We start from the raw sequence: 26,511 nt of genomic DNA, 5'->3' as shown, positions 1-26,511 counted from the left end.
ATCTTCACCTTATTCAAACCTGTGCGATCCATTTGCGATGCGTATGAATCGACATCAAAACCCCAAACGCTGACATCAATGTCACCAGCGAAGTTCCGCCGTAGCTAATGAATGGCAACGGCACCCCAACTACCGGTAACAGGCCACTGACCATACCGATGTTGACGAAAACGTAAACAAAAAAAGTCATGGTCAAGCTGCCGGCGAGCAATTTGCCGAACAACGTTTGTGCCTGGGCAGTGATCACCAGGCCACGACCAATCAACAGCAAATAGATCAGCAACAAGGCGCAAATGCCCACCAGGCCGAACTCTTCGCCCATCACCGCAATGATGAAGTCGGTGTGGCTCTCGGGCAAGAAGTCCAGGTGGGACTGGGTGCCCAGTAACCAACCCTTACCAAATACTCCACCGGAACCGATGGCCGCCTTGGACTGGATGATGTTCCAGCCGGTACCCAGCGGGTCGCTTTCCGGGTCGAGGAAGGTCAAGATCCGTTGTTTCTGGTAGTCGTGCATAAAGAAGAACCACATGGCCACGGCCACGGGGATAGCGGCGGCCAGCACACTGAGGATCCAGCGCCAGCGCAAGCCGCCCATGAACAGTACGAATGCGCCGCCGGCAAGAATCAGCAACGAAGTGCCGAGGTCCGGCTGGCGCACGATAAGAATGAAGGGCACGCCGATCAGGATCAGGCTGATGCCCACGTGCTTGAGTTGTGGCGGCAAGGTGCGCTTGGACAGGTACCAGGCAATGGTGGCCGGCATCAGGATCTTCATGAATTCCGACGGCTGGAAGCGGATCACGCCCGGTATGTTGATCCAGCGTGTCGCGCCCATGGCGTTGTGGCCCATGACATCCACCACCACCAACAGCAACACGCCGGCGACATAACCCAGCGGCACCCAGCGCGCCATGAAGCGCGGCTCCAACTGGGCGATCACCACCATCGACAACAGGCCCAGGCCGAACGAAGACGCTTGCTTGATCAGCAGGTCCCAATTCTTGCCGCTGGCCGAATACAATACGAACAGACTACCGGCCGCCAGGGTCAGCAGCAGGATCAGCAGTGGCCCGTCAATGTGCATGCGTTGCAGCAACGTCGCACGGCGACGCATTACATCCTCGCTGGAGAGGATGCGGTCAAAATTACTCTTCACGGGCCGTAACCTCGGGGCTTGATGGGGGGCCGCCATACTCGGGCTTGAGCTTGCCATCGTCGGCCAACAGCCAGGCATCCATGATCTGGCGCACCACAGGCGCCGCGACGCCGGAGCCGGACTCACCGTTCTCGACCATCACCGCCACCACGATCTTCGGGGCCTCGGCCGGGGCAAACCCGACGAACAAGGCGTGGTCGCGGTGACGCTCCTGAACCTTGGAACGGTCATATTTCTCGCCCTGCTTGATCGCGACCACCTGGGCCGTACCACTCTTGCCGGCAATGCGGTATTGCGCGCCGGCTGCCGCCTTGCGTGCAGTGCCACGGGCGCCGTGCATAACCTGCTGCATGCCATGGTTGACCTTGGCCCAGTCAGACGGGTCGCGCAGCACAATGTCGGGGATCGGGTTTTCATCCACTGGCTTTTCGCCTTCGATGGTCTTGGCCAGGTGCGGACGGTTCCAGATGCCCTTGTTCGCCACCAGTGCCGTGGCCTGGGCCAGTTGCAGCGGCGTGGCCTGCATATAGCCCTGGCCGATCCCGAGGATCAGGGTTTCGCCCGGAAACCAAGCCTGGCGGCGGGTCGCACGCTTCCATTCCCGGGACGGCATCAGGCCGGGGGATTCTTCGAACATGTCCAGGGAGACTTTCTGACCGAGGCCGAACTTGCCCATGTAGTCAGACAGGCGATCAATCCCCAGCTTATGGGCCAGGTCGTAGAAATAGGTGTCGTTGGAGCGCATGATCGCGGTGTCCAGGTCGACATAGCCGTCACCGGAGCGGTTCCAGTTACGGTATTTGTGGTCGTAGTTGGGCAGCATGTAGTAGCCGGGATCATAGACACGGCTGGAGGCCGTGACCACGCCGGAATCCAGGCCGGCAATCGCCACCGCCGGCTTGATCGTCGAACCCGGCGGATACAGGCCGCGCAGCACCCGGTTGAACAGCGGCCGGTCAATGGAATCGCGCAGCTCGGCATAGGCCTTGAAGCTGATCCCGGTGACGAACAGGTTAGGGTCGAAACTCGGCTGGCTGACCATCGCCAGCACTTCGCCGGTCTTCGGGTCCAGGGCCACGACCGCACCACGCCGGCCACCCAGGGCCATCTCGGCAGCTTCCTGCAGCTTGATGTCCAGGCTCAGCACGATGTCCTTGCCGGGTATCGGGTCGGTGCGCTTGAGCACGCGCAATACGCGACCGCGGGCATTGGTCTCGACTTCTTCGTAACCCACCTGGCCATGCAGTTCAGGCTCGTAGAAACGCTCGATGCCGGTCTTGCCGATATGATGGGTGCCGCTGTAATTGACCGGATCGAGGGTTTTCAGCTCTTTCTCGTTGATCCGCCCCATGTAGCCGACCGAGTGGGCAAAGTGCGCCCCTTGCGGATAGTGGCGCACCAACTGCGCCACCACCTCCACCCCCGGCAAGCGGAACTGGTTCACCGCAATGCGGGCAATCTGCTCTTCGGTCAGCTCGAACAGGATCGGTACCGGCTCGAACGGCCGGCGCCCCTGCTTCATGCGCTTCTCGAAAATCACCCTGTCTTCCGGCGTCAGTTGCAGCACCTCGACAATTACATCGAGCGCCTGCTGCCAGTCACCGGAACGCTCGCGGGTCATGCTCAGGCTGAAGCTTGGGCGGTTATCCGCGACCACCACGCCATTGCGGTCGAAGATCAGCCCACGGGTCGGCGGAATCGGCTGCACATGCACCCGGTTGTTTTCCGACAGTGTGGAGTGATAGTCGTACTGGATCACCTGGAGGAAATACAGCCGCGCAATCAGCACACCCATCAACGCCACCACCAGGATGGCACCGAACACGACCCGCGCGCGTACCAGACGTGCGTCTTTCTCGTGGTCCTTGATGCGGATCGGCTGGGTCATCGGGGGCGGCGCAGACTATTTGTGATAAGGGTGCCCGGACAGGACTGTCCAGGCGCGATACAGCTGTTCACCGATCAGAATCCTTACCAACGGGTGCGGCAACGTCAGGGCCGACAGCGACCAGCGCTGATCAGCGCGGGCGCAGACTTCCGGCGCCAGCCCTTCCGGGCCACCCACCATGAAATTGACCGTGCGCGAATCCAGGCGCCAGCGGTCCAACTCCAACGCCAACTGCTCGGTACTCCAAGGCTTGCCGTGCACCTCGAGAGTGACGATGCGCTCGTTGGGGCCGACCTTGGCCAGCATGGCTTCGCCTTCCTGACGGATAAAGCGTGCCACATCGGCATTCTTGCCCCGGGTATTGAGCGGTATTTCCACCAGCTCAAGCGACAGCTCAGCGGGCAGACGCTTGGCATACTCGTGCCAGCCTTCTTCCACCCACTTGGGCATGCGTGAACCGACAGCGATCAGACGCAGGCGCACAGCCGTTCCTTATTCCTGGTCTTTATTGAGCTTGTCGAAGTGCGCGTGGCCCACTTCCGGGCTGTGGTGCTTGCCATCGGCGGCGCGGCTCTGCTCGGCGCCTTTCCACAGACGCTCCAGGTCGTAGAACTGGCGGGCGTTGGAGGTCATCATGTGAACGATCACGTCGTCCATGTCCAGCAGCACCCAGTCGCTGTCGCCCTTGCCTTCTTCACCCAGTGGCTTGACGCCCTGGGCTTTGACGGCTTCGCGAACCTTGTCCAGCATCGCGCCGATCTGGCGGTTGGAAGTACCGGTAGCGATGATCATGAAGTCGGTGATGCTTTGCTTGTCGCGTACGTCGAGCACCTGGATGTCCTGGGCTTTAACGTCTTCCAGGGCGGCCACGGCAACTTTTACCAACTCTTCGCCAGCCAGTTCCGGGCCAACATGGGCTTCAACCGGCAGCGGCGCGCTCTTGAAGGTGCCTTTGCGCTTAACTTTGCTTACGTCTTTGTTCGTCATATAAAACTCGTTTTGCTCGTATGTTCGGGCGCTTGCTGCACGACTCGTGCGTTCAAGCGCGCCTTTTCAGTTCGACGCACGGTAAAGCCCGTGCGCATCGATGTAGGCCAGGACCGCGTCAGGCACCAGGAAACGTACCGACTTCCCGCTGGCCAGCAGTTGACGGATCTGGGTGGCGGACACCGCAAGCGGGGTCTGCCAGACGAATGCAATATTCCCGTTCGGCCCGGTCAGGGCCAAGGGGTCACTTACCGACCGCGCAGCCAGCAGGTTGCGCAAGGCATCCGGCGGTTCGCTGTCGGCATCCGGGCGTTGCAGAACCAGGATGTGGCAATGCTGGAGGAGTTCCTCCCAGCGGTGCCAAGAGGGCAGGCCGCAAAATGCGTCCCAGCCCAAAAGCAGAAACAACTGGTCATCCGCGGCCAACTCGGCGCGCATCAATTCCAGGGTGTCGACAGTGTAGGACGGTTTATCGCGCTTGAGTTCGCGATCGTCCACCACCAGCGGCGCTATACCCTCTACCGCAAGGCGTACCATTTCCAGACGCTGTTGCGCCGACACCTGCGGCGTATCACGATGCGGCGGCCGGAAATTGGGCAGCAGCCGCACCTCGTCCAGCGCAAGGGCATCCGCGACTTCCAGGGCACTGCGCAGGTGGCCGATGTGCACGGGGTCGAAAGTACCACCGAGCAGCCCGATGCGTTTAGCCATCAAGTGCGCACATGACCGTCGCCGAACACCACGTACTTCTCGCTGGTCAGCCCTTCGAGTCCCACTGGGCCGCGGGCGTGGAGCTTATCGGTGGAGATACCGATTTCCGCTCCCAGGCCATACTCGAAACCGTCGGCAAACCGCGTCGAGGCGTTGACCATCACCGAAGCGGAATCCACTTCATTGAGGAAACGCCGGGCATCGCTGAAATGCTCGGAAACAATGGCGTCGGTGTGCTTGGAGCCGTATTTATTGATGTGTTCAATGGCCTGGTCCAGGTCGTCGACGATGCGAATCGACAGGATCGGCGCCGTGTATTCGGTGTACCAGTCTTGTTCAGTCGCTTCGATCACATCGCTGCCGAGCAGTGCACGGGTACGCTCGCAGCCGCGCAGTTCCACGCCCTTGTCACGGTAGATGGCAGCCAATGGCGGCAGCACGCGCTCGGCAATGCCGGCGTGCACCAGCAGGGTTTCCATGGTGTTGCACGGAGCGTAGCGGTGGGTCTTGGCGTTGTCGGCGATGCGGATCGCCTTGTCGAGGTCGGCGGCGATGTCGATATAGACGTGGCACACACCGTCCAGATGCTTGATCACCGGCACCTTGGCATCGCGGCTGACGCGCTCGATCAGGCTCTTGCCACCCCGGGGAACGATCACGTCGACGAATTCCGGCATGGTGATCAGCGCACCAACGGCGGCGCGGTCGGTGGTTTCCACCACTTGCACCACTTCGGCCGGCAACTCGGCCGCGGCCAGTCCCTGCTGGATGCAGGCGGCGATGGCGCGGTTGGAATGGATGGCCTCGGAACCGCCACGCAGGATGGTAGCGTTGCCGGACTTGAGGCACAGGCTCGCGGCGTCGATGGTCACGTTAGGACGCGACTCATAGATGATGCCGATAACGCCCAGGGGCACGCGCATCTTGCCGACCTGGATACCGGATGGCAGGTAGCGCATATCGCGGATTTCACCGATGGGGTCAGGCAGCTTGGCCACCTGACGCAGGCCTTCAATCATGTCGTCGATACGTGCCGGGGTCAGCGCCAGGCGATCCAGCAGGGCCGGTTCCAGGCCATTGGCACGGCCGCTGGCCAGGTCCAGCTCGTTGGCGGCGGTCAACTCGGAGCGCGAGGCATCCAGAGCATCGGCAGCCGCCAGCAGCGCACGGTTCTTCTGCGCAGTGCTCGCACGGGCGATCAACCGCGAAGCCTGACGGGCAGCGCGACCCAGGCGGGTCATGTAGTCAAGAACGGACTCAGTCATGGTCAGGGAGTCTTGGCAAAGAGGAAAGCGGCAGATTATAGCTGTGACGCAGCACGACTGACAGCGGTGAGGGGCGGATGGTCGAAATGAACTGTAAAAACCTGCGGTTCAGGCGTAATTAAGCTGGGAGTTGTTATTATTCGGTCACATTTAGCCGTAATAACCCTGAACGCCATGTCCGGTTTTACCCCTCTGCTCCCCGCCCGCGCCCTGCCCGACTGCTTCTTCGACCGCGATGCGCAACTGCTTGCGCGGGAATTACTCGGCAAAGTCATTCGCCATCGCGTCGGTGATATCTGGCTTTCGGCGCGAATTATTGAAACCGAAGCCTATTACGTGGCCGAAAAAGGCAGCCACGCCTCCCTCGGCTACACAGAAAAGCGTAAGGCTTTGTTTCTGGACGGTGGTCATATCTATATGTACTACGCCCGTGGCGGCGATTCGCTGAACTTCAGCGCCCATGGCCCGGGCAATGCCGTATTGATCAAATCAGCCTACCCATGGGTCGATGAAATCTCCGGCCCGGCCAGCCTGGCCCGGATGCTGCTGAACAACCCGAACGCCGATGGCAGCCCTCGCCCCACGCAAAAACTCTGTGCCGGCCAAACCCTGCTATGCAAGGCGCTGGGCCTGAAGGTGCCGATGTGGGACGCCAAGCGCTTTGACCAGGAGCTGCTGTATGTCGAGGACGTTGGCCAAGTGCCTACGCAGATTATCCAGACCACGCGGCTGGGTATCCCCAGCGGGCGCGATGAACACTTGATGTACCGCTTCGTAGATGCCGGCTATGCGCCATATTGCACGCGGAACCCGCTACGCCGGGGGCAGGTCGAAGGCCGCGACTATTTCTTGATTTGAACAGGTGGACCCATGCAACACATCCAATGTGGGAGGGGGCTTGTTCCCTCCCAGAGTTGATCATCAGCGTTTCAGCATATGCATTACAGAGATGGAGTGGATTGTATGGGCCAATGGCTCGATAGCATTACCGGCTGGCTGACCCTGAACCCGCAATGGCTGGCCGCGGCGGTATTTATCGTCGCGTGCGTGGAATGCCTGGCCATCGCCGGACTGATAGTGCCGGGCACGGTATTGCTGTTCGCGATTGCCGCGCTGGCCGGCAGCGGCGCGCTGTCCCTAAGTGAAACGCTTTTGCTGGGCTTTCTCGGCGGCTTATTGGGCGATGGAGTTTCCTACTACCTCGGCCGGCATTTCCATCAGAACATCCGGCGCCTGCCTGGTCTTCGTCACCATCCTGAGTGGATGAATGGCGCGGAAACCTACTTTCACAAATACGGTATCGCCAGCCTATTGGTCGGACGTTTCATCGGCCCGTTGCGCCCTATGCTGCCAATGGTCGCCGGCATGTGCGACATGCCCTTCCCGCGCTTCGCTGCCGTGAGCATCATTGCCGCAGCGGGCTGGTCGGTGGCTTACCTGATGCCGGGCTGGGCCGCCGGCGCCGCGTTCCGCCTGCCGCTGCCTGAGGGTTTCTGGCCGGAGGCGGCAGTTATCACGGCCTGCCTGGCGGTCCTGCTGGGGCTGAGCTTGAACAGCAGCTGGCGCGGCCATCGTCGCGCCACCTTGTGGATCGGTTGCGCCAGCCTGGTCTTGTTGATTGCGCTGTTTATCGGCTACCCCCACCTCAACGACTTCGACCAAGGCCTGAGCGCATTGGTGCAGGAGCATCGCAGCCCTTGGCTGGACGAGGTCATGGTGCGGGTCACCCAACTGGGTGAGTTCAAGAAAATGTTTGTCGCCAGCGCGGTGTTCACCGGCTTGCTGCTCCTGGCACGGCAATGGCGCCACGCTCTGTTTGTCGGCGCCACACTCGCCGGCGCGGCCGTGATCAATACCGGCACCAAGCTGTTTTTCGCCCGCGGGCGCCCGGAAATCCTCACAGACCCGTTGACCAGTTTCAGCATGCCCAGCGGCCATGCCTCCGGTGCCTTTGCATTCTTCCTGGCGCTTGCGGTGCTGGCCGGCCGTGGCCAACCCACACGTCTACGCCTGACCTGGATGTTGCTGGGCTGTATTCCCGCGGCCTTCATTGCCCTGTCGCGGGTTTACCTGGGCGCCCATTGGCCCACGGATATCCTGGCCGGCACGTTGCTGGCGATGACCGTATGCGCGTTCAGCCTCACCGTCAGCGAACACCGCAGCCCATTGCCTGCGATGGCGCAAAAAGCCTGGTGGCTGGTGTTGCCCGCCGTGGTGGCCGTGCTCGGTATTATCGCCTTTACCGGCACGCCCCACGCACTGCTCAGGTATGCCTATTGACCCTTGGCCGGACCGATCCAGTCCACCGAAGCGCTGCGGCGCTCAACACAACGTTCGCGCCGCTCAAGTAGCATCTCATCGGCAATTTCAGCGGCGCGCTCGGCGATGTACTCCGGGCCCCGCGTTGCATCCTGCTGGAGCAATTGTGTGGTCACGCTGACAAAATACGCGTCCCAGGCAACTTGCTCCGATGGTGTCAGACGAATCATGGTCATCCCCGATCAATTAGTGTGATCGGAAAATATTGCAGGCGGCGCAGCTGAGATGGCCGAGCAAACTCTGAAAGCTCCGTCAGATAAATCTGAATCAGGTGAACAGTTCGCCCTGCAGCTCATCCAGTAACATTTGGATCGCATCCAGACGTTGCTGCGGGTCGTCGAGTTGCAGCAGGTCGACCTTGTCGGCCTCGGTGAACGGCAATAGATAAGCCAGCTGATTGCCCAGGGCTTGCTGGCCGTCGGCGTGGGAGCCCATGTCCAGCGAGGCAACCATCGGGTGCTCGGCCAGGGCCTGGAGCAACGCGAGCAAGTCGGCGTCCTCCTCTTCAAGCGGCCGGTCCGGCAGCTCTTCCAACCATTGCACGTCGGCCACCAGCAGTTGGTCTTTCTGCACGCCGGCATCACGCACACGGAAGCGCCGCCCGCCTTCGACACGAATCCCCAGCAGGCCGTTGTCCTGTTGTTTGAAGTCGCGAATCAGCGCTTCACAGCCAATCAACGCGTAGCCCTCCGGTGCCATGCCGACTTCCTTGCCGTCGAGGATGCACACCACGCCGAAGCTTTCGCCCTTTTTCATGCAGCGGCTGATCATGTCCAGGTAACGCGCCTCGAACAGTTGCAAATCGAGGGTGCAACCAGGGAACAGCACAGTGTTGAGCGGGAACAGCGCCAGACTCATAAAGGTTTCCTTAAACCTGGATTAAACAATTACCGATACCGCCAGCGGCAGGAACACTGCCGTGGCCACGCCCATCAGGCTCATCGCCAACGCCGCGAAGGCGCCACACTCTTCGCTTTCCTGCAGGGCCACCGAGGTGCCGACCGCGTGGGCAGTCATGCCCAGCGCCATGCCACGCGCTTCGGGGCTGTGTACACCCAGGCGCGTCAGGTACGCCGGGCCGATCATCGCGCCGACCACCCCGGTGATCAGCACAAACACCGCCGCCAAGGCCGCAACGCCACCAATCTGCTCGGCGACCAGCATGGCTATCGGCGACGTCACCGACTTGGGCGCCATGGTCATCAGCACCATATGTTCGGCCCCGAACCACCACCCCAGCCACACACATAAACCAGTGGCCAATACCCCACCTATCACCAGCGTAGTAAAAATCGGCCAGAACAATTGGCGAATCCTTCGCAGATTGAGATAAAGCGGCACCGCCAGGGCCACCGTTGCAGGGCCGAGGAGGATGCCCATGATCTCGGTGCTCTTGCGATATTCGGCATAGCTCAGGCCACAGAAGAGCAGCACGCCGATCACCAGCAGCATCGACACCAGCACCGGCTGCAGGAAGATCCAACGGGTTTTCTCGAAACCTGCCAGCACCAGTTGATAGGCGCCCAGGGTGATGCCGATACCGAACAATGGATGGTGAATGACGGCCGTCCAGGCACCGTGCCAGTCGAAAATCACTGCCCCCGCTCCTTGCGCTTGACCATCTGCTGCATCAACACGCCGACAAATCCCATGGCGATCACCAGCGACAATACCAACGCACCGACGATGGCCCAGAAGTCGGCGGCGATGTCCTTGGCGTACACCATCACGCCCACGGCCGGCGGCACCAACAGCAGCGGCAGATAACGCAACAGACTGCTGGCCGCCAGGCTCAGGGGCTCGCCGACTTCACCGCGCCAGATCAGGAAACCCAGCATCAGCAACAGGCCCACAATCGGCCCCGGCAGCACCGGCAACAGTAAATGATTGATCGCCGTGCCGATCAATTGGAACAGCACCAGCCAGGTCAGGCCACGTAACAGCATTCGCTTTCTCCCCTTCAAAGCTCGCCCGCATTATAAGCATGCCCACTCTATGCCCAGGCATTCGCCAAAAGCATGGTGGGTTGACCGGGCGGGGTGCCCATGATGATCTACATTGGTTCTCTGTAACCCATAAAAATGTCCCCATTCTCGGGCGGATAAAAAACGATGAACCCAGGAGAGACGCAATGCCCTATGTACCTGTAGCGCAGCTCAAAGATTATGTCGGCAAGGAACTGGGACGTTCCGAATGGCTCACCATCGACCAGGCGCGTATCAACCTGTTCGCAGAAGCCACCGGCGATCATCAGTTCATCCACGTCGACCCGGTCAAGGCCGCCGAGACCCCATTCGGCAGCACTATCGCCCATGGCTTTCTGTCGCTGTCGCTGATGCCCAAGCTGATGGAAGACATCCTGATCATGCCCGAAGGCTTGAAGATGGCAGTGAACTACGGCCTGGACAGCGTGCGTTTCATCCAGCCGGTCAAGGTTGATTCCAAGGTGCGCCTGAACGTCACCCTCACTGATGTTACCGAGAAAAAACCGGGCCAATGGCTGCTCAAGGCCACCGCCACCCTGGAAATCGAAGGCCAGGAGAAGCCCGCCTACATTGCCGAGTCGTTGTCGCTCTGCTTCGTATAAGGCCCGGACTGTGGTGAGGCGATAAACCTTGCCACAGTGTATGTAAATTTATGTATGAATCCTGCGGCTGCGGCATACTCGGCGCTCAATTATCCGGATCCCGCTATGCGCCCACTCGCTCCCCTCGCCCTTGCCCTGTTGCTCACCGCTTGCGGAGATGGCGAATCGCTGTTGCCGCCCGATGCGCGCCTGCCCGATGGCGGCCGTTACCGGGGCGACGTGGTAAACGGCCTGCTGCAAGGCCAGGGCCGTGTGGACTACCCCAATGGCAGTTGGTACGCCGGCCAGTTCGACAAAGGCCAGTGGCACGGCCAGGGCGAATGGCACGGCAGTAACGGCGAAATCTATAAAGGCGAGTTCCAGCAGGGTCTGTTTGACGGCCAGGGCAGCCTGACCACCGCGGGCAGCAGTTACGTCGGCGGTTTCAAAAAGGGTCGACGCAACGGCGAAGGCACCCTCAAAGAGGGGCAGATGACCTATCGCGGTGAATTCAAGAACGACCAGTACGCAGGCCTCGGCCGCCTCGAGCTGGCCGATGGCAGCCAATACCAGGGCCAATTCGCCCATGGCAAGCCCAATGGCGAAGGCCAGCGCAATGACGACAGCGGCAATCAGTTCAGCGGCCGCTTCGTCGATGGCCAATTGGAAGGCAATGGCACCTTCAATAGCGCAGAGGGCGATATTTATGTCGGCCAATTCAAGCAGAACCAGCTCAACGGCAAAGGCCGCTACGAAAACGCTGACGGCGACGTGTGGATCGGCCAGTTCAAGGAAGGCGCCCTCAGCGGCCAGGGTGAATTGATCGGGGTGGATGGCAGCCACTATGTCGGCCAGTTCAGCGATTGGCGCTTTACTGGCGAAGGCCGCCTGAACCTCACCGATGGCAGTTTCTACATCGGCGGCTTCGACAGCGACAACTACCAGGGCCGCGGCACCCTCGTCCTCACCGACGGCACCGTACAGGCCGGCACCTGGGTCAATGGCCTGCGCGTACGCGATGCCGACGGCAAACTGCTGCCCGACCCACTGGAAACCGGTGTACTGGCCCAAGGCCGCTTGCTCGATGACGCCCTGGCCGCCGTGCCGCCGTCGACCCCTGCCGTAGAGCTGTACACCTTGGCATTGGCAGGCGACGGCAAGCAAAGCGTGTTCCTGCGCGAAGCCGATTACGTCAGCAACATGCTCGCCACCCGCTTCGGCGCGCGCGGGCAGGTGCGCCTGGTCAACCACCGCGATCATATCGCCGACCGCCCGCTGGCCACCCGCGAAAGCATGCGACGCGCCGTGCAAACCCTGGCTGAACGTACCGGGCCGGAAGACCTGGTGTTCATCTACATGACCAGCCACGGCACCCACGAACATGAACTGGTGCTCGATCAACCGCGCATGGAACTGGCCGACCTGCCCGCCGATGAGCTGGCCGCGGTGCTCGCACCGCTGAAAAACCGCGACAAGATTATCGTGATCTCAGCATGCTATTCCGGAGGCTTCATACCGGCACTCAAGGATGAACGCACCCTGATCATGACCGCATCCCGTGCAGACCGCGTGTCGTTTGGCTGCTCGGAAGAAGCGGACTTCACCTACTTCGGTGATGCCCTTTTCGCACAAGCTTTTAACCAGACGGATGATTTGCAACACGCCTTCAAACTGGCACAACTGCACGTGGCCGAACGCGAACAGGCGGACAACTTCGAAGCCTCCGAACCGCAGATCTGGGCCCCCAAAGGCGTGATCGCCCGCTGGCAATTATTACGCAAACAGCAGGCACGAAAGGCGCTCGAAAGCGTCTCAATGAATAGCAAGGAAGCCAAAGGCAACTAAGCTGTAATGTGTAACAAGGGGGAAACACCATGTACCTGACACCTCAGCACATCTTGCTGGCCGGGGCCTCCGGGCTGACTGGCGAGCATCTGCTCGACCGCCTGCTCAACGAACCTACCGTAACCCGCGTACTGGCACCGAGTCGCAAGCCGCTGGCTGAGCACCCGCACCTGGAAAACCCCGTAGGCGACCCCGCCGTATTCCTGCCGCAACTGAGCGGCCAGGTGGATATCGCCTTCTGCTGCCTGGGCACTACCATCAAGCAGGCGGGCTCCGAAGCGGCCTTCCGCAGCGTTGACCTGGACCTGGTCGTGGCCTTCGCCAAGCGCGCACGGGAGCTGGAAGCGCGGCACCTGATCGTGATCAGCGCAATTGGCGCCGACCCGAAATCCTCGATCTTCTACAATCGGGTCAAGGGCGAAATGGAGCAAGCCTTGAAGGCCCAGGACTGGCCGCAACTGACCATCGTGCGGCCTTCGCTGCTGCTGGGGGAACGCCTGGAACCACGCCTGGCCGAGCAACTGGCCGGGCCGTTGTCGCGTTTGATTCCAGGCAAATATCACGGCATCGAAGTCTGCGAACTGGCCCGCGCCATGTGGCGCCTGGCGCTGGAAGAGCAGGATGGGGTGCGGGTGGTCGAGTCGGATGAGCTGCGCAAGCTCGGCAAGTAAATGTAAACACAAAACCAATTTGGGAGGGGGCTTGCCCAAGATTACGGTATCTCAGTCACCAAATAGTTGACTGGACTACCGCTATCGGGAGCAAGCCCCCTCCCACATTTTTTGTGTGGCTGGCGGGATTTGCGTTACAGCCCACCCGTGGCGTTGAAGCCAACGCCCAGCACCGTCAACACCGACAAGGGCAACAACAGCGTGTCGAGCAACGCACTGGCCGGCAGGTCGACGTGGGGATAGCGCGGCGCCTCGGCGCCAAAGCGGTCCTTGGCGCAACAGCCGCCATTGATCGCATATAAATCCAGGCGCGTACCTGCATACACCACCGGCGCGCCAGGTTGCGCGGCGTCCAGGGTGCGCGCCGTGGCGCAGCCCATCAGTTGCAGCGCCAGCAATAGCAGCAGCGTTTTACTCATCGCCGCCCAAATGGTGCTCGCCCCAGCGCGGCAGCATGTCCTGGGGAATGTTCAGCAGGTTGAGGATGCGCGCCACCACGAAGTCCACCAGGTCATCGATGGTCTGCGGCTGGTGATAGAAGCCCGGCGACGCCGGCAAAATGGTCACGCCCATGTTCGACAACTTGAGCATGTGCTCCAGGTGAATGCTTGAATACGGTGCTTCGCGTGGAACCAATATCAACTGGCGACGCTCCTTCAAGGTCACGTCCGCTGCCCGTTCGATCAGGTTGTTGCAAGCCCCCGTGGCAATTGCCGACAGGGTGCCGGTGGAGCACGGCACCACCACCATCGCCGCAGGCGCACCGGAACCAGACGCCACGGGCGACATCCAGTCTTCCTTGCCGTAGACCTTGATCTGCCCCGCCGCTGCGCCGGTGTACTCGGTGAGGAATGCCTGCATCGTCTGCACCTTGGCTGGCAGTGCGACATCGGTCTCGGTAGCCATTACCAACTGCGCCGCCTTGGAGATCAGGAAGTGCACCTCCCGGTCCTCGCGCACCAGGCAATCCAGCAAGCGCAGGCCATAGGGCGCGCCGGACGCGCCGGTCATCGCCAGGGTCACGCGTTCCGGGCCGCTCATTTCAGCGCCTCGGCCAATTTGCCATGCAGGCCGCCGAACCCGCCATTGCTCATGATCACTACGTGGGTGCCCGGCTTGGCGTGATGCTTGACCTGTTCGATGATGGCTTCCAGGGAATCGCACACCACCGATGGCACGGTGCACAACGCAGCAATCGCTGGCAGGTCCCAGCCAAGGTTGGCCGGTGCGTACCACACCACCTGGTCGGCATCGTTGACGCTTTCCGGTAGACCATCGCGGTGCGCACCGAGCTTCATTGAGTTGGAACGGGGCTCAACGATCGCAATGATCTGGGCGTCGCCGACGCGCTTGCGCAGACCATCCAGGGTAGTGGCAATTGCGGTTGGGTGATGGGCAAAGTCGTCGTAGATGGTAATCCCATTCACGTCCGCAACTTTCTCCATGCGGCGCTTCACGCTTTTGAATGCGCTCAATGCCGCAATGCCCATGGCTGGCACTACACCCACATGCCGAGCGGCGGCCAGGGCCACCAAGGCATTGGCAACGTTGTGCTGGCCCGTCATGCCCCAGTCGACGATACCCTGGGCTTCATCTTCGAACAGCACTTCAAAGCGTGAACCGTCTTCGCTGAGCAATTTGACCTGCCACTGCCCACCCGCGCCGGTGGTCTGCACCGGTGTCCAGCAGCCCATGTCGATCACGCGCTGCAAAGCCGGCTCGGTGGTCGGGTGGATGACCAGGCCTTCACTGGGGATGGTCCGCACCAAGTGATGGAACTGCCGCTCAATGGCCGGCAGATCGGGGAAGATGTCCGCGTGATCAAACTCGAGGTTATTCAGGATCGCAGTGCGCGGCCGGTAGTGGACGAACTTGGAGCGCTTATCAAAGAAGGCGCTGTCGTATTCATCCGCCTCAATCACGAAAAACGGCGTATCGCCCAGCCGCGCCGAAACCGAAAAATTCTGCGGCACACCGCCGATCAGGAAACCCGGGCTCATGCCCGCATGTTCCAACACCCAGGCCAGCATGCTGCTGGTGGTGGTCTTGCCATGGGTGCCGGCCACTGCAAGTACCCAACGGCCCTGCAACACATGGTCCGCCAGCCACTGAGGCCCTGAGACATAAGGCAAGCCCTTGTTTAGTACATACTCTACCGCTGGGTTGCCGCGGGACATGGCGTTGCCGATCACCACCAGGTCCGGGACCGGGTCGAACTGCGCCGAGTCGTAGCCCTGGGTCAGCTCGATGCCCTGTGCCTCGAGTTGCGTGCTCATGGGGGGGTAAACGTTGGCGTCGGAACCGGTGACGTGATGGCCCAGTTCCTTGGCCAGAACCGCCATCGAGCCCATGAAAGTGCCGCAAATACCGAGAATATGAATGTGCATAGTCGACCTCGTAAACATCGCGGCAGGTTAGCGCAGGGACGGCGAAATCGCACTCTTTAGGTGACTGCCTTACCTCTATGCCCCCGCGCCCCCCAGCTTCGCCTGCATCTGCGCCAACGCGTCGTTCATGGCAGCTATCCTTTTTTTAACTAAGGCTGCTCGTTCCGCAAGCCCTTTGTTAGGCTGGTCAGGTTCTTCTTCCGGGTTCCAGATTTTGTAGAAAACGCCGAAACTGTCAGCGAGTTCGCTGGTGTGATCTTCCAGGATAAGCAACTCGTCTTCCAGCTGGCCTATCATTCCCTGAGGTTGGTCGGACCATGTAACATCATCTATTTCCAGGTCCGGCCACAATTCCCGCAACGATTGCGAAACCTTCTTCGCATCCTTCATGGAGGCCTCAAGCTGAGCTCGTAGAGCGGGTTCGACAGGCTCTTGCGTCGGATCCTGCGCGTCGCCAGAATTCCAGCCTGGCACGCGGACATCGGGGCGTTCAAAATGCGCATTAAGCTTTATCTGCACCAAGTTGGTAATGATGGTAGTCAGAACGTCAGTAACAATGTTTGTGGTGACGTCAATAACGGCGGAACTAGGGCTACAGCTTGCTCTAGCCTGAAATAACTCCCCGCCCCCGTAGCATGGGATTTATCCACTCATGACGTTAGCCATCTTATGACCCCGGGCTTCCTTCAGATTCGCAGTCACCTGCGACTCCCTTGCGTGGCGCACACAAAAAAGCCCACCGACAGAGTAGATGGGCTTTGCTGGCATGACAGACCTTAGCCGGGGTTAGTTTCAATTTTCGACTTCAGCGAGCCCATCAACGCAGAAAGGGCTGCCATACGGGTCTCCATGGCGATTGCACGGGGCTTGATATCATCTTCGTCAGCCCCCGTGAAAGCGGGCTGAAATGAAATATTGTGTTTGCGTGCTTCTTTAGCGAACTCAACCTCGGCATAGTCAAGCATGGCGCCAAGCGCATCCAGGCGTGTGTCGTTATCCAGCATCAGCCACTTCACCGATATAGGAACAGGCTCCTCATCACGCAGCTTATTTAAGGTATGGACGACCTCAAATACGTTGCGTTGAATGTGATCGACGATGCGTCCTTCTTCTACACTTTGAGTAGACGCATAGACTGGTGGCGGATTGATGATTGGCTTGAGCGCTTCGTTTGCACTTCCGGCAATAAACAATCCCATCGTACTAAAAGGCGCGCTGATTGCTGTGGTGATGGCAGCGGTCTTGAGGAGCGTCTTGGTCGTGGGCGGAGCCGCCGTCTCTTTGGCTTTCACCAGTTCATCGGCATTCTTCTCAAGCTTGGCCGCAGAAAAGGGCTCTACCTCTTGCCCATCGACTCGTCCCGCCGTGGGCTGGCCAAACAACTTATCGCGGGCTTGCGCATCTTTGCGGGCTTGCCATTCTTTTTGCTGTTTGGCCCTGTATTCAGCCATCGCTGGCGATTGATGAACATTGCCCTGGCCAGCCTCCCCTGGTAGCCGAGCGCCGCTCGTATGCCCTGGCCCGTCGAAGCCTGCGACTTTGGAGTCAATGAACGCTTGATCCAGCGTTTGGTCGGGGCTCCCTGACCGGCTACCCGCAGGTGCGTCGCCAACTTTCGGAGCTTCTAAAGTCCGAGTCGGGATCGGACTATTGCCTCGCGAACCACCTGTAATGCTCTCTAAAAGCCCGCCAATTTTTGAATGCTTTGTACGCAGGTGCGTGTGTGCCGACATTGAAAGTATCATAATGAGTTACCTGATGATTAATAATTATTAGAAAGCCATCCATTACCTTCACTTAATAAGTGAGAAAAACACCAAGAACAGTTCCAGTTCTTCACCACTAAAAATATCGCAACACACCCACCCACCAAGCAAGGATTAAATACCTGCCAAACACTATTCTTCCAAGGCAGTCACAACACCAAACTGTGCAGCTTGCACCCCAAAGGGCGTCTTGGTAATAACATTATATGCATACCACCCTCCGTTTCTCAGGACTGCCACGGTGGGTCGCCACACATTATCTTCCGCCGATTTGAAAAAACCTTTGACGATATCGCCATCCTTGTAAATTTTGGAGGCATCAAAATTTTTATAATAACCTTTCAGTTTTGACAGGACCTCATCGCTATTGCTCACGAGGTAATTAATATCCCGATAGCCCGCGCGTGCGCCCTTATTCAAGTTTTTGGCAATATCTGCGCTATCGGTATACCCCACCGAAGCACCGACACCGGCAAATACTCCGCGTTTGAGAATCGTCAGCAAGCCCTTGCCTGCCTTGGATGCTTTACGACCAGCATTTGCCGCAGGAAGGGCAAAACCCAAAATATCGAAGCCGATATTAAACGCCGCCCCCTTGATATCGCCCTTCCGCGCATCTTGAACACCATCATAGAAAGGCACGAGGCTTAGGAAAAACTCCTTGAGGCTTTCATCAATCGCACGCCCTTTCTCAATTTCTGTAACCCCGGCAGCCTTGAGTTTGAGATCCTCATAAGTCTGCACGGCAAAACTCCCCACTGCCCGAGCAAGCGCATTGGTTTTTTTTGAGAAGTAGGAACCCGGCTTCTGCCCCGCCACATCCGGCGGGTCACGCACTTCGTTGAGCAGTCCATAGGGGCTGTAAACATGCAACGAGCCTGGGACATAACCCTTGCCTTGGTCGCTGAAATACGAACTGTCGTCGAAGCCGGTTCGGCTGCCTGGAGCACTATCTTCCTTGACGATTCGCCCCGCGAAGGGCAGAACGCTGTAGGTAGAAACGTCACCCTTGCTGTCCACCACTTTCATCAACAAACCCTGAGTTCCCTTAAGCTCCTTAAGTTCCTGCTCAGTCGGCTTCCTTGGCCAGAAGACCTTGGTGACAAACACTTCAAGTGGAGACGGAAAAACATCCAGGAAAGGTCGAGACACTTCGAAAAAGCTCACATCCGATTGACTGATTTTCTCTCGATCGGCAATTGGCAATAATGAAAGCTGGTATTTGAATTGGATACCCCATGCACTTTCGTGGGTTGTCCGGTAATCCTGGAACGCCTCAGAAAACGTCTTGTTGATGTCGGGTTCAAGCTCCCCAATACGCGACTTCATCTGGCTGTATGGAAATTTTTGCTCGTCCAGCGACTTCCATTTATCCACCTTGACAGGGCCACTCATGTAAATATCGAGCAGTGACATCGGGGTATGCTTGACGTTCGTGTCCTGCAATACCTTGAGCGTCGGATCGATATCCGGAAATACGCGCTTGAGCTCTTTCAACGCCAGCGCCTCTCGCGTTGTTGGAAGCGTATTCAACGCTTCGCTCGCCCATAAAATTTCTTTTAATACTTTCCATATCCGCTCTACCTCAGTCGCGGTAACGCCGATTTTCGAACTGTTTTCAATGAGGTTGTTTGCAAAGCCCCAGGCGACCATAGCGTCGTGCATGGCCGCGCTCATCTCGCTGTCGCTCTCGAACGAAAGTAGAGACACGTCACCATACGCCATCACCTGGTTATAGGTCATGTTTGCCGATGCGCCAGGCACTTGCAGCTCAATGCGCATGACTGATATGCAGAAACTCAGCCATGCAAGGGAGCCATAAATAATCCCGGGCGGTATATTTTTTACCAGCAGTTCCGGGGCTACCGCCGATAACAGTAAACGCGCAGCCACTGGGGCCAAATCAACACCGACCTTGGGCTCAAGGTGAGCAATAAAGCGTTTCACGATTTCAGCGGGGGAAAGACCGATATTATCTTTGTTATACAGGTCATAGCCTGTCACGTTGAAACGCGATTTCGCTGGGTTGGCGTCAAGGTCATGTACGAGTGCGGCATTCACACTCTCAATCGCGCTGGTTGGGGTTTTGATCAGCTTGAACAGGCGTTGGGCATCGCCCCCTAACGCCAGCGCCTCGGGCGAGCGAATGAGCTGGTCCATTACCAATGCGGGGTTGTCCGCAGTCATCTTCCTTATGGTTTGGGGAAGCGAATTCATGAGCAGCCTGAGTAGACTGTCGGCACCAGCCCCGGTCTGTGCATCGGAAACCTCAGCCCGGTGAAGCCTCTTCCACTCGTCTATCAGGCTTTGCATCAAGCGCAGCGGAGTACGACGATTCAACTTTATGTCCGACTGTTTCACACCACCCGATTCAACACCTGGCGCGCGATGAGCAAGGTCAAACGACAACGCCTGAGCCACCTCGAAGGCCTGCTCAGCGTTAACCGGGATCATGTTGCCTTCCTGCCTGAGGACTTGCGCAACACTCATCTCACTGCGCTGCTCGCTGGCGAACAGGCTTGAACGAGGGTCAATGGCTATCTTGACTGCGTCCAGGTCAATACGCCCGCTGGCATCACCTACCTGGGAGCGCAACGCGGTAATAAGCGCATGACGATCGGCGTTATCCCCCAATGCCTGTTGGTGTGCAGACAACGCTTCATCAGAACGCGGCGCCACATAGTGATCGGGTAATTCAAAGCCAGGCTTTTGGAATAATTGTCGAATGCGGGCATTCACCTCAGCGGTGGTTGGGATCTTGGGCTCACCGTAAAACTGCGCGACCAGGTTAAGCGGTACTTGATCACCATGACCATATAACGGGTAGACAAACTCTTGCTGCGGTTCTGGCGCAAATACGCTGGAAATGGACAATAAGGTGCGCGAAACATCGGACCACCCGGAGTCATCTAATAACGAAAAGGTCTTAATCGAGCCGCCTACATACCCTGATATTTCCCCGCGAGACGGATTGACTTTCAAATAAGCCGTGTCGAGATTCTCCCGCCTCGCCCAGGCTAGAAACCCTGGTTCTTTGAACGCGCTATCTAACTGTGAACGCCAGAGTCCCAAGGTCGACTCCCGAGGCACGTCAACCAAAGGCGCGGGGCCAAACGTCTTGTTGATGCTCGCGGCCAATGTCTTGGCGTAAGATCTTGCCACTTCAGCATCGGCGCCAACCCGTGAAACCGCCGCTGGCCCATCAGCGCGCTTGGGCTGCTCACTATGGGCGGCAGCGCGTAACTCATCTGTGGCAGCATTACCGTGAGGCGTGCCAATTGCCTCTGCAACAGGTGCCAGAATGGCGTTGAAGGCAGACGGGAGTAGAGGCTGGGACAGTTGTGAAATATTCATGGTTCACCCTGAATGCAGACATTAAGATTCCCGACAAAGGAACCTTCATACATGCACTTAGTGGAGCATCGAAAAAAAATCGCACAACTAAATCTCAACCAAATAATACAACTTTAAAACACTTACTCCTCAACGCATTCGCACGCCGCAAACCTCAAGGGCTCAGCATACTTTAAACAATATAATACCGAGATTCTCAACACCCTTTAAGACACTTACTGCATCACTCTTCAAGCAATAAAAGGCCACAACAAATGTAGTCTAAATACCGAAACTTCGTGAAATCCCGTGTTTGCGCAACTTCCTGTAAAGCGTATTCCGGCTAATACCCAGGCTTACGGCCGCTTGCGTAATGTGCCAACATTGGCGCTCCAGCGTGTCAAGCAATGCCAGGCGCTCTGCATCTTCCAACGCCAAACCGTTGCGGGCCTCCTTGATAGGTGCGGTTCGGCCCTGGCGAATTATCGCGGGAAGATCCCCGAGGCCGACATTGCCGCTCTCGTTCAGGGCTACCAACGTGCGCAGCACGGTGCGCAATTGACGCACATTGCCTGGCCAGGCATACGCCAGCAGGGCTTGCCGAGCCTGGACGTCGAGTACCACCGACAGCGTTCCGGCTTCCTGTGCCAGTAGAAAGTCGAGCAATTGCGCCTTGTCACTGCGCTCGCGCAGCGGGGGCAGCTCAATCTCCAGGCCGTTAAGCCGGTAATACAGATCCTCGCGAAAGCTGCCGTCTTGCATGCGCTCGAGCAAATTTCGGTGTGTGGCGCTGATAATCCGCACATTGACAGCGTGCGGCTCACCGCCGATGGGCACCACCATGCGATCTTCCAGCACCCTTAACAAGCGCGTCTGCATCGCCAGGGGCATGTCACCGATTTCGTCGAGAAAGAGGGTGCCGCCATCGGCTTGTTGCAACTTGCCGCGCATGCCATCTTTAAGGGCGCCGGTAAAACTGCCGCCGCGGTAGCCGAACAATTCGCTTTCGATCAGGCTTTCCGGAATGGCGGCGCAATTGAGGGCGATAAAAGGTTTATCGGCACGCTGGCTGGCCTGGTGTATGGCCTTGGCGAACGCCTCCTTGCCGGAACCGGTCTCACCATTGACCAGCAGTGGAACGTCACGCTCGAAGACGCGCAGCGCCTTGCGAAACTCATTTTGCAAGGTCTGGTCGGCCAGGCAGATGCCGGGCATGCGTGGCGGCTCGGGCGTCTTGGACACGGGGTGCGGCACAGAGCGCGGCTGACCGCGCAACGCGGCGAACAAGTGCCGTCCATCGCGGCTGCGTAACGGCCAACTCGCGGTGGCATTGGCACTGGCGCGACCGAGCAGTTGGTCCAGGGAGCAGTCGAAAAACGCCTCTACCGGTTGCCCCAGTAAGCTCCCGCGTACCTGCCCCAGCAAGTTCAACGCGCTCTGGTTGACCGCGCAGATCCGCCCCTCCCCATCGAACGCCAACAGCCCTTCACTGAACAGGCCCACCGACTCGGCCTGCAGGTGAAAGCGCAGCAGCCAATGGTGTTCAAAATGGCGCAGGAAGTAGCAACTCTCAATCATCTTCGCCGACAGGTTCACCAGCGCCATGGTGTGGAACTGGCTCTGCCGCGATACCGCTTCGCGTGCCGAGGACACATCGAGTACCGCCAGCAGGTCACCGTGGGGGTCGAACACCGGGCTCGCCGAGCAGGTCAGCCCGGTATGGCGGCCACGGAAGTGTTCATCGCGGTGAATGGTCAAGGACTGGCGTTCCACCAGGCAGGTGCCAATGCCGTTAGTGCCCTCGCAGGCTTCGCTCCAATCCGCGCCCAGCCACAACCCGGCACGCTCGAAGATCTTGCGCTCGGACGGCGCGGTTACGCAGTTGAGGATCACGCCCCGTGCGTCGGTGAGCAGCACCGCATGGCCGGCGCCGGAGAGCTGCTGATGCAGGCTGTTCATCTCGCTGCCGGCGATGTGCAGCACTTGGCGCAGGCGCTCGCGGCTTTCCAGCAGGCGGCCGTGTTCAAGCACCGTGGGGGCGATGGTCTGCGCAGGGTCGAGGTGATAATCCTCCACGCAACGCAGCCAGGAACGGGCGATGGACGGATCGCTGCCAGGCCCCTGGGACAGCTCCTGTCCGCGGGTGACGGTCAAGACTTGTTGGGCATGGCGACTGAAATGATCGTTATGCATGTTCTTATTATTCTCCCTGCGTGAGAGCGCCCAGCATCCCCCAGCCCTCTGCCCATTGCAATCCCGGGCCGACCCACCGGTCACAGGCTGTACCGCTTATGGCACAAACTGTCACGGCACTTGTATCGCAAGGGTGACAGCAACCCATGGCGCCACCGTCCAACCCCTTGATTTAACTGGCCAGCACTGCAGTGGCCCAACCTTTGCTCTACGCTTTATCACGCGCTTGTCGCGATGTACTCCAATAAACATAAAAGCAGGAGATGCCACCATGCGTTACGCACACCCCGGTACTGAAGGCGCTATCGTTTCGTTCAAGGCCAAGTACGGTAACTACATCGGCGGCGAATTCGTTGCGCCAGTCGATGGCAACTATTTCACCAACACCTCGCCGGTCAATGGCAAGCCTATCGCCGACTTCCCGCGCTCCACGGCCAAAGACATCGAAAAAGCCCTGGACGCCGCCCACGCCGCTGCTGATGCCTGGGGCAAGACCTCGGCCCAGGACCGCTCGCTGGTGCTGCTGAAAATCGCCGATCGCATCGAACAGAACCTCGAGCTGCTGGCCATCACCGAAACCTGGGACAACGGCAAGGCCGTACGCGAAACCCTCAACGCCGACATCCCCCTGGCCGCCGACCACTTCCGCTACTTCGCCGGCTGCATCCGCGCCCAGGAAGGCAGCAGCGCCGAGATCAACGAACACACTGCCGCTTATCACTTCCACGAGCCGTTGGGCGTGGTCGGCCAGATCATCCCGTGGAACTTCCCGCTGCTGATGGCCGCATGGAAACTCGCCCCGGCCCTGGCCGCGGGCAACTGCGTGGTGCTCAAGCCCGCCGAGCAAACGCCGCTGGGCATCAACGTGCTGATGGAACTGATCGGCGACCTGCTGCCGCCGGGCGTACTCAACGTGGTACACGGTTTCGGCAAAGAGGCCGGCGAAGCCCTGGCCACCAGCAAGCGCATCGCCAAGATCGCCTTCACCGGTTCCACGCCAGTGGGCTCGCACATCATGCATGCGGCCGCCGAGAACATCATTCCGTCGACCGTGGAGCTGGGCGGCAAGTCGCCGAACATCTTCTTCGCCGACATCATGAAAGCGGAACCTGCATTTATCGAAAAAGCCGCCGAAGGTCTGGTGCTGGCGTTCTTCAACCAGGGCGAAGTGTGCACCTGCCCATCTCGCGCACTGGTGGAAGAATCGATCTACGACGACTTCATGAAAGTGGTGATGAAGAAGGTCGAGTCGATCAAGCGTGGCGACCCGCTGGACACCGATACCATGGTCGGCGCCCAGGCGTCCGAGCAGCAGTTCGACAAGATCCTGTCCTACCTGGAAATCGCCAAGGGCGAAGGCGCGCAGCTGCTGACCGGCGGCAAGGTCGAGAAGCTCACAGGCGACCTCGCCACCGGCTACTACATCCAGCCGACCCTGCTCAAGGGCACCAACGAAATGCGCGTGTTCCAGGAAGAAATCTTCGGCCCGGTGGTGAGCATCACCACCTTCAAGGACGAAGCCGAAGCCCTGGCAATTGCCAACGACACCGAGTTCGGCCTGGGTGCCGGCCTGTGGACCCGCGACATCAACCGCGCCTACCGCATGGGCCGGGCGATCAAGGCCGGCCGTGTGTGGACCAACTGCTACCACCTGTACCCGGCGCATGCCGCGTTTGGCGGTTACAAGAAGTCCGGTGTGGGCCGTGAGACCCACAAGATGATGTTGGATCACTACCAGCAGACCAAGAACCTGCTGGTGAGCTACGACATTAATCCGTTGGGCTTCTTCTAACCCCACAGAGGCAACAACCGTCACTGTAGGAGCGAGCTTGCTCGCGAAGAACGTTAACGATAACGCGAGTAGCCTGACTCCCCCGGGGCGCTCGCAAGTTTTTCGCGAGCATGCTCGCTCCTACATTACCCGGCGGCAACCTGTCGGGATCAAAACAATAAGAATGAAAGGTACTTCCCCATGCCTAGCGAACCCACTGGCTCTTCCGTCGACTTCGAAAAAGTCGGCACCGAATACTTCCAACAACGCGAACTGAAAAAAGGCGCCGCCGGCTGGGTACTGCTGGTGGGCCTTGGCGTTGCCTATGTGATCTCCGGCGATTACGCCGGCTGGAACTTCGGCCTGGCCCAGGGTGGCTGGGGCGGCATGTTCCTCGCCACCTTGCTGATGGCGACGATGTACCTGTGCATGTGCTTTTCGCTTGCAGAACTGTCGTCCATGATCCCCACCGCTGGCGGTGGCTACGGTTTTGCCCGCAGCGCCTTTGGCCCTTGGGGTGGGTTTCTCACGGGCACCGCGATCCTCATCGAATACGCCATCGCCCCTGCGGCCATCGCGGTATTTATCGGCGCCTATTGCGAGTCACTGTTCGGCATTGGCGGCTGGATGATCTACCTGGCGTTCTACATCATCTTTATCGGCATCCACATCTTTGGTGTGGGCGAAGCCTTGAAGCTGATGTTCGTGATCACCGCCGTCGCCGCAATTGCCCTGGGCGTGTTCCTGGTGTCGATGGTGCCGCACTTCAACGTCGCCAACCTGCTGGACATTCCGGTGACCGAAGCCAAGGGCGCCAGCAGCTTCCTGCCGTTCGGCTATGTTGGCGTGTGGGCGGCGATCCCTTATGCCATTTGGTTTTTCCTCGCGGTGGAAGGCGTTCCATTGGCCGCCGAAGAAACCAAGAACCCCAAACGCGACCTGCCCCGCGGCCTGATCGGCGCCATTGTGGTGCTGACCAGTTTTGCCCTGCTGATTCTAGTGATCGCGCCGGGCGGTGCGGGCACTTACGCGCTGATCAAATCCGGCAACCCGCTGGTAGAAGCGCTGGCGTTGTCCTACGGCGGTTCGACCTGGATGGGCAGCTTCGTCAACCTGGTCGGCTTGGCTGGCTTGATCGCGAGCTTTTTCTCGATCATCTACGCCTATTCGCGGCAGATCTTTGCCTTGTCCCGCGCTGGCTACCTGCCGCGCAAACTGTCCGAGACCAACAAGAGCAAGGCGCCGGTGCTGGCGTTGGTGATCCCCGGGATTATCGGTTTTGGCCTGTCGCTGACCGGCCAGGGTGACTTGCTGATTTTGGTGGCGGTGTTTGGCGCGACGATTTCCTACGTACTAATGATGGCCGCGCACATCACCCTGCGCATCCGTCGCCCCAAAATGGACCGGCCGTACCGCACGCCGGGCGGCATCTTTACTTCGGGCGTGGCGCTGGTACTGGCCTGCGTGGCCGTGGTGGCGGGCTTCTTGGTAGATCCACGGGTGGTGATTGGCGCCGCGGTCATCTATGGAGTATTAATTGCTTACTTTGCTTTCTACAGCCGGCATCACTTGGTAGCAGGCACGCCGGAAGAGGAATTCGCGGCGATCCAGGCCGCAGAGGCCGCCTTGCACTGATTGCCGAAAACCTCG

The 26,511-nt window shown here is 59.2% G+C and carries 24 protein-coding genes; 7 read left to right on the top strand and 17 right to left on the bottom strand.

Translation table 11 applies throughout. The features are described 5' to 3' along the window. Positions 1-13: 13 nt before the first annotated feature. The 6 genes from rodA to KVH01_RS23460 all read right to left on the bottom strand — a co-directional run bounded on the left by rodA (position 14) and on the right by KVH01_RS23460 (position 6,010). Positions 14-1,117, bottom strand: coding sequence for a rod shape-determining protein RodA (gene rodA, locus KVH01_RS23485; RefSeq protein ID WP_043047986.1), 1,104 nt, complete (start codon positions 1,115-1,117; stop codon positions 14-16). A gap of 31 nt (positions 1,118-1,148) precedes the next feature. Beyond that, positions 1,149-3,047 carry a penicillin-binding protein 2 gene (gene mrdA / locus KVH01_RS23480; protein ID WP_043047988.1) on the bottom strand — a complete coding sequence of 633 codons (1,899 nt, stop codon included), beginning with the start codon at positions 3,045-3,047 and terminating at the stop codon, positions 1,149-1,151. A gap of 15 nt (positions 3,048-3,062) precedes the next feature. Continuing rightward, positions 3,063-3,530: a 23S rRNA (pseudouridine(1915)-N(3))-methyltransferase RlmH gene (gene rlmH / locus KVH01_RS23475; protein WP_217883098.1), complete on the bottom strand. Its 468-nt coding sequence runs from the start codon at positions 3,528-3,530 to the stop codon at positions 3,063-3,065. A gap of 9 nt (positions 3,531-3,539) precedes the next feature. Then, positions 3,540-4,034: a ribosome silencing factor gene (gene rsfS / locus KVH01_RS23470; RefSeq protein ID WP_003176298.1), complete on the bottom strand. Its 495-nt coding sequence runs from the start codon at positions 4,032-4,034 to the stop codon at positions 3,540-3,542. 66 nt (positions 4,035-4,100) lie between these two features. Continuing rightward, positions 4,101-4,745, bottom strand: coding sequence for a nicotinate-nucleotide adenylyltransferase (nadD, locus tag KVH01_RS23465; protein WP_043047989.1), 645 nt, complete (start codon positions 4,743-4,745; stop codon positions 4,101-4,103). Further along, positions 4,745-6,010: a glutamate-5-semialdehyde dehydrogenase gene (locus KVH01_RS23460; RefSeq protein WP_217883097.1), complete on the bottom strand. Its 1,266-nt coding sequence runs from the start codon at positions 6,008-6,010 to the stop codon at positions 4,745-4,747. The genes nadD and KVH01_RS23460 overlap by 1 nt, the downstream gene beginning before the upstream one ends. Positions 6,011-6,184: 174 nt before the next feature. Here KVH01_RS23460 and KVH01_RS23455 point away from each other — a divergent pair, with 174 nt between their 5' ends. Together KVH01_RS23455 and KVH01_RS23450 are read left to right on the top strand one after the other, a co-directional pair. Further along, positions 6,185-6,868, top strand: coding sequence for a DNA-3-methyladenine glycosylase (locus KVH01_RS23455; RefSeq protein WP_217883096.1), 684 nt, complete (start codon positions 6,185-6,187; stop codon positions 6,866-6,868). A gap of 105 nt (positions 6,869-6,973) precedes the next feature. Beyond that, positions 6,974-8,290 carry a bifunctional DedA family/phosphatase PAP2 family protein gene (locus tag KVH01_RS23450; protein ID WP_043047992.1) on the top strand — a complete coding sequence of 439 codons (1,317 nt, stop codon included), beginning with the start codon at positions 6,974-6,976 and terminating at the stop codon, positions 8,288-8,290. Here the strand turns inward: KVH01_RS23450 and KVH01_RS23445 are convergent. From KVH01_RS23445 to KVH01_RS23430, 4 genes are all read right to left on the bottom strand, one after another. Beyond that, the gene (locus KVH01_RS23445; RefSeq protein WP_046072587.1) at positions 8,284-8,499 is read right to left on the bottom strand and encodes a hypothetical protein; all 216 of its coding nucleotides are present in this window, start codon (positions 8,497-8,499) and stop codon (positions 8,284-8,286) included. The genes KVH01_RS23450 and KVH01_RS23445 overlap by 7 nt on opposite strands. A gap of 97 nt (positions 8,500-8,596) precedes the next feature. Beyond that, entirely contained in the window at positions 8,597-9,187 is a 591-nt protein-coding gene (locus KVH01_RS23440) for an LON peptidase substrate-binding domain-containing protein (RefSeq protein ID WP_217883095.1), read from the bottom strand. Positions 9,188-9,208: 21 nt separating this feature from the next. Further along, positions 9,209-9,925: an LrgB family protein gene (locus tag KVH01_RS23435; RefSeq protein ID WP_043047995.1), complete on the bottom strand. Its 717-nt coding sequence runs from the start codon at positions 9,923-9,925 to the stop codon at positions 9,209-9,211. Beyond that, on the bottom strand, positions 9,922-10,275 hold the full coding sequence (locus KVH01_RS23430; protein WP_217883094.1) for a CidA/LrgA family protein: 354 nt from the start codon (positions 10,273-10,275) through the stop codon (positions 9,922-9,924). Before KVH01_RS23430 ends, KVH01_RS23435 begins: the two co-directional genes overlap by 4 nt. Positions 10,276-10,460: 185 nt before the next feature. Between KVH01_RS23430 and KVH01_RS23425 the strand changes: the two genes are divergently transcribed. The 3 genes from KVH01_RS23425 to KVH01_RS23415 all read left to right on the top strand — a co-directional run bounded on the left by KVH01_RS23425 (position 10,461) and on the right by KVH01_RS23415 (position 13,411). Then, positions 10,461-10,916 (top strand): MaoC family dehydratase, encoded by a 456-nt coding sequence (locus KVH01_RS23425; protein ID WP_217883093.1) that lies wholly within the window; start codon positions 10,461-10,463, stop codon positions 10,914-10,916. Positions 10,917-11,021: 105 nt separating this feature from the next. Continuing rightward, positions 11,022-12,740, top strand: a complete 1,719-nt coding sequence (locus tag KVH01_RS23420) for a C13 family peptidase (RefSeq protein ID WP_217883092.1) — start codon at positions 11,022-11,024, stop codon at positions 12,738-12,740. 29 nt (positions 12,741-12,769) lie between these two features. Further along, the gene (locus KVH01_RS23415) at positions 12,770-13,411 is read left to right on the top strand and encodes an oxidoreductase (RefSeq protein ID WP_217883091.1); all 642 of its coding nucleotides are present in this window, start codon (positions 12,770-12,772) and stop codon (positions 13,409-13,411) included. Positions 13,412-13,545: 134 nt separating this feature from the next. On the opposite strand, the gene KVH01_RS23410 is transcribed toward KVH01_RS23415, so the two are convergent. From KVH01_RS23410 to KVH01_RS23380, 7 genes are all read right to left on the bottom strand, one after another. Continuing rightward, positions 13,546-13,830, bottom strand: coding sequence for a YceK/YidQ family lipoprotein (locus KVH01_RS23410; protein WP_217883090.1), 285 nt, complete (start codon positions 13,828-13,830; stop codon positions 13,546-13,548). Continuing rightward, positions 13,823-14,452 (bottom strand): flavin prenyltransferase UbiX, encoded by a 630-nt coding sequence (gene ubiX / locus KVH01_RS23405; RefSeq protein ID WP_043048003.1) that lies wholly within the window; start codon positions 14,450-14,452, stop codon positions 13,823-13,825. The genes KVH01_RS23410 and ubiX overlap by 8 nt, the downstream gene beginning before the upstream one ends. After that, positions 14,449-15,798 carry a UDP-N-acetylmuramate:L-alanyl-gamma-D-glutamyl-meso-diaminopimelate ligase gene (gene mpl / locus KVH01_RS23400; RefSeq protein ID WP_217883089.1) on the bottom strand — a complete coding sequence of 450 codons (1,350 nt, stop codon included), beginning with the start codon at positions 15,796-15,798 and terminating at the stop codon, positions 14,449-14,451. The genes ubiX and mpl overlap by 4 nt, the downstream gene beginning before the upstream one ends. A 75-nt stretch (positions 15,799-15,873) precedes the next feature. Beyond that, positions 15,874-16,188 carry a hypothetical protein gene (locus KVH01_RS23395; RefSeq protein ID WP_217883088.1) on the bottom strand — a complete coding sequence of 105 codons (315 nt, stop codon included), beginning with the start codon at positions 16,186-16,188 and terminating at the stop codon, positions 15,874-15,876. Positions 16,189-16,574: 386 nt separating this feature from the next. Next, the gene (locus KVH01_RS23390; RefSeq protein WP_217883087.1) at positions 16,575-17,543 is read right to left on the bottom strand and encodes a hypothetical protein; all 969 of its coding nucleotides are present in this window, start codon (positions 17,541-17,543) and stop codon (positions 16,575-16,577) included. 153 nt (positions 17,544-17,696) lie between these two features. Next, on the bottom strand, positions 17,697-20,918 hold the full coding sequence (locus KVH01_RS23385) for a hypothetical protein (RefSeq protein WP_217883086.1): 3,222 nt from the start codon (positions 20,916-20,918) through the stop codon (positions 17,697-17,699). Positions 20,919-21,179: 261 nt separating this feature from the next. Further along, positions 21,180-23,090, bottom strand: coding sequence for a sigma-54-dependent Fis family transcriptional regulator (locus tag KVH01_RS23380; protein WP_217883085.1), 1,911 nt, complete (start codon positions 23,088-23,090; stop codon positions 21,180-21,182). A 271-nt stretch (positions 23,091-23,361) separates the two neighbouring features. Here KVH01_RS23380 and exaC point away from each other — a divergent pair, with 271 nt between their 5' ends. Together exaC and eat are read left to right on the top strand one after the other, a co-directional pair. Continuing rightward, positions 23,362-24,882 carry an acetaldehyde dehydrogenase ExaC gene (gene exaC / locus KVH01_RS23375; protein ID WP_043048012.1) on the top strand — a complete coding sequence of 507 codons (1,521 nt, stop codon included), beginning with the start codon at positions 23,362-23,364 and terminating at the stop codon, positions 24,880-24,882. A gap of 180 nt (positions 24,883-25,062) precedes the next feature. Next, the gene (gene eat, locus KVH01_RS23370; RefSeq protein ID WP_046069706.1) at positions 25,063-26,496 is read left to right on the top strand and encodes an ethanolamine permease; all 1,434 of its coding nucleotides are present in this window, start codon (positions 25,063-25,065) and stop codon (positions 26,494-26,496) included. The last annotated feature ends 15 nt before the right edge of the window (positions 26,497-26,511 follow it).

Source organism: Pseudomonas khavaziana, from assembly GCF_019145205.1.
Lineage (GTDB): Bacteria > Pseudomonadota > Gammaproteobacteria > Pseudomonadales > Pseudomonadaceae > Aquipseudomonas > Aquipseudomonas khavaziana.
Note: the sequence above shows the minus strand (reverse complement) of the source record. Positions and strands in the feature narration are given on the sequence as shown.

What these genes read in the sequence shown, in the direction of transcription:
- nadD (WP_043047989.1), bottom strand. Translation starts at nt 4,745, where the DNA reads ATGGCTAAACGCATCGGGCTGCTCGGTGGTACTTTCGACCCCGTGCAC.
- KVH01_RS23380 (WP_217883085.1), bottom strand. Translation starts at nt 23,090, where the DNA reads ATGCATAACGATCATTTCAGTCGCCATGCCCAACAAGTCTTGACCGTC.
- rsfS (WP_003176298.1), bottom strand. Translation starts at nt 4,034, where the DNA reads ATGACGAACAAAGACGTAAGCAAAGTTAAGCGCAAAGGCACCTTCAAG.
- exaC (WP_043048012.1), top strand. Translation starts at nt 23,362, where the DNA reads ATGCGTTACGCACACCCCGGTACTGAAGGCGCTATCGTTTCGTTCAAG.
- eat (WP_046069706.1), top strand. Translation starts at nt 25,063, where the DNA reads ATGCCTAGCGAACCCACTGGCTCTTCCGTCGACTTCGAAAAAGTCGGC.
- KVH01_RS23460 (WP_217883097.1), bottom strand. Translation starts at nt 6,010, where the DNA reads ATGACTGAGTCCGTTCTTGACTACATGACCCGCCTGGGTCGCGCTGCC.
- KVH01_RS23425 (WP_217883093.1), top strand. Translation starts at nt 10,461, where the DNA reads ATGCCCTATGTACCTGTAGCGCAGCTCAAAGATTATGTCGGCAAGGAA.
- mrdA (WP_043047988.1), bottom strand. Translation starts at nt 3,047, where the DNA reads ATGACCCAGCCGATCCGCATCAAGGACCACGAGAAAGACGCACGTCTG.
- KVH01_RS23410 (WP_217883090.1), bottom strand. Translation starts at nt 13,830, where the DNA reads ATGAGTAAAACGCTGCTGCTATTGCTGGCGCTGCAACTGATGGGCTGC.
- KVH01_RS23415 (WP_217883091.1), top strand. Translation starts at nt 12,770, where the DNA reads ATGTACCTGACACCTCAGCACATCTTGCTGGCCGGGGCCTCCGGGCTG.
- KVH01_RS23445 (WP_046072587.1), bottom strand. Translation starts at nt 8,499, where the DNA reads ATGATTCGTCTGACACCATCGGAGCAAGTTGCCTGGGACGCGTATTTT.
- KVH01_RS23450 (WP_043047992.1), top strand. Translation starts at nt 6,974, where the DNA reads ATGGGCCAATGGCTCGATAGCATTACCGGCTGGCTGACCCTGAACCCG.
- KVH01_RS23390 (WP_217883087.1), bottom strand. Translation starts at nt 17,543, where the DNA reads ATGATACTTTCAATGTCGGCACACACGCACCTGCGTACAAAGCATTCA.
- KVH01_RS23420 (WP_217883092.1), top strand. Translation starts at nt 11,022, where the DNA reads ATGCGCCCACTCGCTCCCCTCGCCCTTGCCCTGTTGCTCACCGCTTGC.
- KVH01_RS23440 (WP_217883095.1), bottom strand. Translation starts at nt 9,187, where the DNA reads ATGAGTCTGGCGCTGTTCCCGCTCAACACTGTGCTGTTCCCTGGTTGC.
- rodA (WP_043047986.1), bottom strand. Translation starts at nt 1,117, where the DNA reads ATGCGTCGCCGTGCGACGTTGCTGCAACGCATGCACATTGACGGGCCA.
- mpl (WP_217883089.1), bottom strand. Translation starts at nt 15,798, where the DNA reads ATGCACATTCATATTCTCGGTATTTGCGGCACTTTCATGGGCTCGATG.
- KVH01_RS23430 (WP_217883094.1), bottom strand. Translation starts at nt 10,275, where the DNA reads ATGCTGTTACGTGGCCTGACCTGGCTGGTGCTGTTCCAATTGATCGGC.
- KVH01_RS23385 (WP_217883086.1), bottom strand. Translation starts at nt 20,918, where the DNA reads ATGAATATTTCACAACTGTCCCAGCCTCTACTCCCGTCTGCCTTCAAC.
- ubiX (WP_043048003.1), bottom strand. Translation starts at nt 14,452, where the DNA reads ATGAGCGGCCCGGAACGCGTGACCCTGGCGATGACCGGCGCGTCCGGC.
- KVH01_RS23395 (WP_217883088.1), bottom strand. Translation starts at nt 16,188, where the DNA reads ATGAAGGATGCGAAGAAGGTTTCGCAATCGTTGCGGGAATTGTGGCCG.
- KVH01_RS23455 (WP_217883096.1), top strand. Translation starts at nt 6,185, where the DNA reads ATGTCCGGTTTTACCCCTCTGCTCCCCGCCCGCGCCCTGCCCGACTGC.